The sequence below is a fragment of the Enterovirga sp. genome, assembly GCF_028290205.1.
GTDB lineage: Bacteria > Pseudomonadota > Alphaproteobacteria > Rhizobiales > Beijerinckiaceae > Enterovirga.
Map to the genome: position 1 here is coordinate 1 of NZ_JAQGKF010000202.1, position 4,621 is coordinate 4,621.

Sequence of the window (4,621 nt, forward strand, 5' to 3'; positions counted from 1 at the left end):
GCCAACCTGGTCGACGCCAACGAGAAGATCGTGATCGACTCGCCCGAGACCGCGAAGGCGCTGGAATACGTCAAGCAGCTCTACGAGACCTTTATCCCCGGCACGGCCTCGTGGAACGATTCCTCCAACAACAAGGCCTTCCTGGCCGGCGAGCTGCACCTCACCCACAACGGCATCTCGATCTATGCCGCAGCCAAGAACGAGAAGCCCGAGATCGCGGCCGACATGGACCACGCCCTGTTTCCGGTCGGGCCCGTCGGCAAGCCGACCGAGTTCCAGCTCGCCTTCCCCATCCTGGCCTACCAGTACACCAAGTATCCGCAGGCCTGTAAGGCGTTCATGGCCTTCATGCTGGAGGCCGAGAACTACAATCCGTGGCTCGAAGGCGCGCAGGGCTACCTGACGCACCCGCTGAATGCCTACGACAACAATCCGGTCTGGACTAAGGACCCGAAGAACGCCGTGTTCAAGGAGGCGGCGAGGCGGACCCTGGCGGCCGGCGGGCTGGCGCCGGTGAGCGAGAAGACGGGTGCCGTCCTGGCCGACTTCGTCGTGGTCGACATGTTCGCCGGCTATTGCACGGGCCGCACCGACCTCAAGGGCGCGATCCGGCAGGCGGAGCGCGCTGCCCAGCGCATCTTCCGCAACGCCTGACGGCATGATCGTGCGACCCGCTCGTCCCGGCACCGGCCGGGACGCAGTCCACGTCCCGCGCCCCGGCTTTCGCCGGGGTGGGCGGACCGAGTAGGCAGCTATGGCGAACATGGCCCTCCAGGCGAGCGACGTTGCATCGCGGCGCGCCACGCCGCTCTGGGACCGCCTGCGGCTCAGCCGGGGCTGGCTCGGCTTCTGGTTCATGCTGCCGGCCGCCGCGATCCTGGTTCTGTTTCTCGGCTATCCCCTGCTCAAGGGGATCTGGCTCTCCTTCACCAACGCCAAGATCGGCCGCACCGGCGAGTGGATCGGCTTCGAGCATTACCAGTGGCTTTGGGAAGACGACGTCTTCTGGCTCTCCGTCTTCAACACCCTGCTCTATACGGGCGTAGCGTCGGTGGTGAAGTTCGGGATCGGCCTTTATCTGGCGCTGCTTCTGAACAAGCACATCCCGTTCAAGTCGCTGATCCGGTCGATCGTTCTGATCCCGTTTGTGGTGCCGACCGTGCTCTCGGCCATCGCGTTCTGGTGGATCTTCGACAGTCAGTTCTCGATCGTGTCCTGGTCCTTGCGGCAGATGGGCGTGATCGACCGCAACATCGACTTCCTGGGCGACGCCAACAACGCGCGCGCCTGCGTCATCTTCGCCAATATCTGGCGCGGCATCCCGTTCATCGCCATCACGCTGCTGGCCGGGCTGCAGACCGTGTCGCCCTCTCTCTATGAAGCGGCGGTGATCGACGGCGCCTCCCCGTGGCAGATCTTTCACAAGATCACGCTGCCGCTGCTGACGCCCATCATCGCCGTGGTGATGACCTTCTCGGTCCTGTTCACCTTCACGGATTTCCAGCTCATCTGGGCCATGACCCGGGGCGGCCCAGTCAACGCCACCCACCTCATGGCCACGCTGTCCTACCAGCGCGGCATCCTGTCGGGCTCGCTCGGCGAAGGCGCCGCCATCGCGACCGCCATGGTGCCGTTCCTGCTCGCCGCAATCGGCATCTCCTGGTTCGGCCTGCAGCGCCGGGCCTGGCAGCACGGCGGGTCGGACGGGTGAGCGCGGTGCTGAAACGAAAGGCTGCCCGATGAGCACGATCGCCGCCCGGCCCGGAGCCGTTTCCGACCATTCGGAAGGCATGGCGTTCCTGGAGACGCTGCCGCGCCGGATCGTGACGACCTACATCCCGCTCGGGCTGATCCTGATCGTCCTCCTGTTCCCGTTCTACTGGATGGTGCTCACGGCGATCAAACCCGACGAGCAGCTGATCGACATGGACCGGTACAACCCGTTCTGGGTCGTCGGGCCGACGTTCAAGCACATCCACAAGCTGCTCTTTGAGACCAACTATCCGCTCTGGCTGTGGAACACGATGTACGTGTCCGTGGCGGCAACGATCCTGTCGCTGTTCGCGAGCGTGCTCGGGGCCTACGCGATCGTTCGCATCCGCTACCGGGGCGCGGGCTGGATCGGGGCCGCGATCTTCCTCGCCTATCTGGTGCCGCCCTCGATCCTGTTCATCCCGCTCGCCACCATCATCCAGGCCTACGGCCTGTTCGATTCGCCCCTGGCGCTGATTCTCGCCTACCCGACCATCCTGATCCCGTTCTCGACCTGGCTCCTGATGGGTTATTTCAAGACCATTCCCTACGAGCTGGAAGAATGCGCGCTGATCGACGGCGCCAGCCGCTGGCAGATCCTGACCCAGATCGTGCTGCCGCTCGCCGTTCCGGGCCTGATTTCAGCCGGTATCTTCGCCCTCACCCTGTGCTGGAACGAGTTCATCTACGCCCTGACCTTCATCTCGTCGACGCAGAACAAGACGGTGCCGGTCGCCATCGTCAGCGAATTCGTGGACGGCGACATCTACCGCTGGGGCTCGCTCATGGCGGGCGCGCTGGTCGGCTCGCTGCCGCTCGTGATCCTCTACTCCTTCTTCGTCGACTACTACGTCTCCGCCCTGACCGGCGCCGTGAAGGAGTGACCCCGGAGGCCCGCGCACGGACCCTCTTGCCATCCGGCCCGTCATCGGGCACATGGTCCGGACAGCGGCCGCCCACCGGGTCGCCGCTGCGGATGCGGGTGTAGCTCAGGGGTAGAGCACAACCTTGCCAAGGTTGGGGTCGAGGGTTCGAATCCCTTCGCCCGCTCCAAATTTCTCCTCGACAGATGTGCTCTCGGACCTTCCCCTTCGGGGGCGGGACCGATTCCGAGTCCGAAGCGCCCGAAGAGAACCCGCCGAGATCGCATCTGGCCGGGATAGCCGGAACCGGGCGCACGAGGGCCGAGCCGAGATCATGCCCCGTCCAGCCTGACCCGCGCGAGATCAGGCCATTCTTCGCCTTATGAGCAAACGATTCGACCGGGCGTCACCTCAGGGTGGCGCCGGCCCCATCATGAACAAACCCACTCGGACCGCCGCAAGGCGGCATGCGGCTCCCTTCGGCGGGCCCGGGGACGAGATCCGCGCACGCCTCTCCCGACCCGGACCTCTCGCGACGTGACGGTCCGGCGCGACCCCGGCCGTTGCGGCGCTCCCACTCGGCGGCCTCGTCCGTCCGCCATCGATTGTCGCAGGGGCTAGAGGATCGCAGCCGGCCCCTCACCCGCTTCGATCCGAGCCATTGCCTTTTTCTGGCGCGTCCGGGGCCGGGTTTCGCGTCCTGACTCTCATCACCGGTCGCCAGGGCCGGAGCTGCTCCTGCTCACCCACACGCCGGCAACGGGCCGCGCGATGCCTCAGTCAGGAGGCCGACGCTCGGAGAGTGGGCATCCCCGCCTCCCGTCGCAGCACGGGCGGAGACAAGCCCTCCGGCCGCCGCGCGAGGCCGGCGGGGCCGCGATCTCGCGCAGCGGCGCACGGGTCCGCCGGGCTGCCGCCGCTACCGGGGCGGCCGCTCGTTGGCGGAGGCGGGAGTTGCTCGCGTGTGCGCAATCGCCGCTTCCACTCGGTTGCGCGCTTTGAGCTTGTCCATGATCCGCGTCATGTGATGCTTGACCGTCTTCTCGGCCACGTGGAGCTCGAGTGCGATTTCCTTGTTCGTGAGGCCCCGAGCGACGTGCTCCAGAATGACGTCTTCTCGTCCGGTGAGATCTCGGCACGGCGATGCGCGATCACATTTCTTAATGATCAACGCATTCGTAAGTTCAGGAGGGACGTAAGCTCCCCCCTCGTGAACAGCCAAAAGGATCCTGATCAGCTCGGCACCGCCACTGCCCTTCAAGACGTAGCCTTTTGCTCCACTCTGGAGGGATCGGAGCAGATCAGCTTCGGAACACGAGGCTGTCAGCATCACGACTTTCGTGTCGGGACAGGCCTCCAGGATCGTGCGAACGGCGAGGAAGGTGTCCCCGGGCATGCAAACATCGAGCAACACCAAATTTGGCCGAAACATCGTCGCGAGCTGGCACGCGTCCGCAGCCGTGGCCGCCTCTCCTATGACCTTGAGGCGAGGGTCGCGGGAGACGGCCTCCACGATGCCCGCCCGAAGCAGTGGATGATCGTCAGCCACCACGATGCTGATCGAACTTACCATCGCAAGCCTCCAAATCACGCAGATCGAACGCGGCCGTCACCACCATACCACGTTCTGACGACTCGACACTGAACCGGCCTCCGAGTGCTTCAACGCGGCTCCGCATCCCGAGTAGTCCGAGGGCCTCGTGCGACTGGCTAGACTGAGGGACACCCTGCCCTTTATCGCGAACTTCAACCACCAGAGCCTTTGCATCAACCTTAACGTAAACCGCCTGGCCTTGTCCTCCCGCATGACGGAACGAATTGTTCAACCCTTCCTGCACAAACCGATACAAAGCGGAAATCATTGTTGCGGGCAAATCCGGCACTCGGGTCGAGAGCTCGAGCGCGACGCCTGTCCCTGTCCGCCTCTCGTGACCCCGTGCAGCCACCTGTAGCGCCTGAACAAGCGTGAGCCCGGCAAGATCTGGAAGAGCAAAGCCGGACGCCAA

5 protein-coding genes and 1 tRNA gene are annotated in these 4,621 nt (G+C 64.9%); 4 read left to right on the forward strand and 2 right to left on the reverse strand.

Annotated features, from left to right (window positions below):
• The 4 genes from JWR86_RS13925 to JWR86_RS13940 all read left to right on the forward strand — a co-directional run.
• Window positions 1–654, forward strand: a 654-nt coding sequence (locus JWR86_RS13925; RefSeq protein WP_299566642.1) for an extracellular solute-binding protein, incomplete at its 5' end; no start/stop codon positions are given.
• Window positions 655–754: 100 nt separating this feature from the next.
• Window positions 755–1,711 carry a sugar ABC transporter permease gene (locus JWR86_RS13930; RefSeq protein ID WP_299566644.1) on the forward strand — a complete coding sequence of 319 codons (957 nt, stop codon included), beginning with the start codon at window positions 755–757 and terminating at the stop codon, window positions 1,709–1,711.
• Window positions 1,712–1,739: 28 nt separating this feature from the next.
• Complete coding sequence (locus JWR86_RS13935) at window positions 1,740–2,636, forward strand: carbohydrate ABC transporter permease (RefSeq protein WP_299566646.1); 897 nt, start codon at window positions 1,740–1,742, stop codon at window positions 2,634–2,636.
• Between the two features lie 94 nt (window positions 2,637–2,730).
• Window positions 2,731–2,805, forward strand: a tRNA-Gly gene (locus tag JWR86_RS13940).
• 729 nt (window positions 2,806–3,534) lie between these two features.
• On the opposite strand, the gene JWR86_RS13945 is transcribed toward JWR86_RS13940, so the two are convergent.
• Together JWR86_RS13945 and JWR86_RS13950 are read right to left on the reverse strand one after the other, a co-directional pair.
• A complete protein-coding gene (locus JWR86_RS13945; RefSeq protein WP_299566648.1) occupies window positions 3,535–4,188 on the reverse strand; it encodes a response regulator transcription factor in 654 nt (217 codons plus the stop codon).
• Window positions 4,157–4,621, reverse strand: a 465-nt coding sequence (locus JWR86_RS13950; protein WP_299566650.1) for an ATP-binding protein, incomplete at its 5' end; no start/stop codon positions are given. The genes JWR86_RS13950 and JWR86_RS13945, both read right to left, overlap by 32 nt.

Bases quoted from the DNA above. Each gene is read 5' to 3' on its own strand.
- JWR86_RS13935 (WP_299566646.1), top strand. From the start codon at position 1,740: ATGAGCACGATCGCCGCCCGGCCCGGAGCCGTTTCCGACCATTCGGAA.
- JWR86_RS13930 (WP_299566644.1), top strand. From the start codon at position 755: ATGGCGAACATGGCCCTCCAGGCGAGCGACGTTGCATCGCGGCGCGCC.
- JWR86_RS13945 (WP_299566648.1), bottom strand. From the start codon at position 4,188: ATGGTAAGTTCGATCAGCATCGTGGTGGCTGACGATCATCCACTGCTT.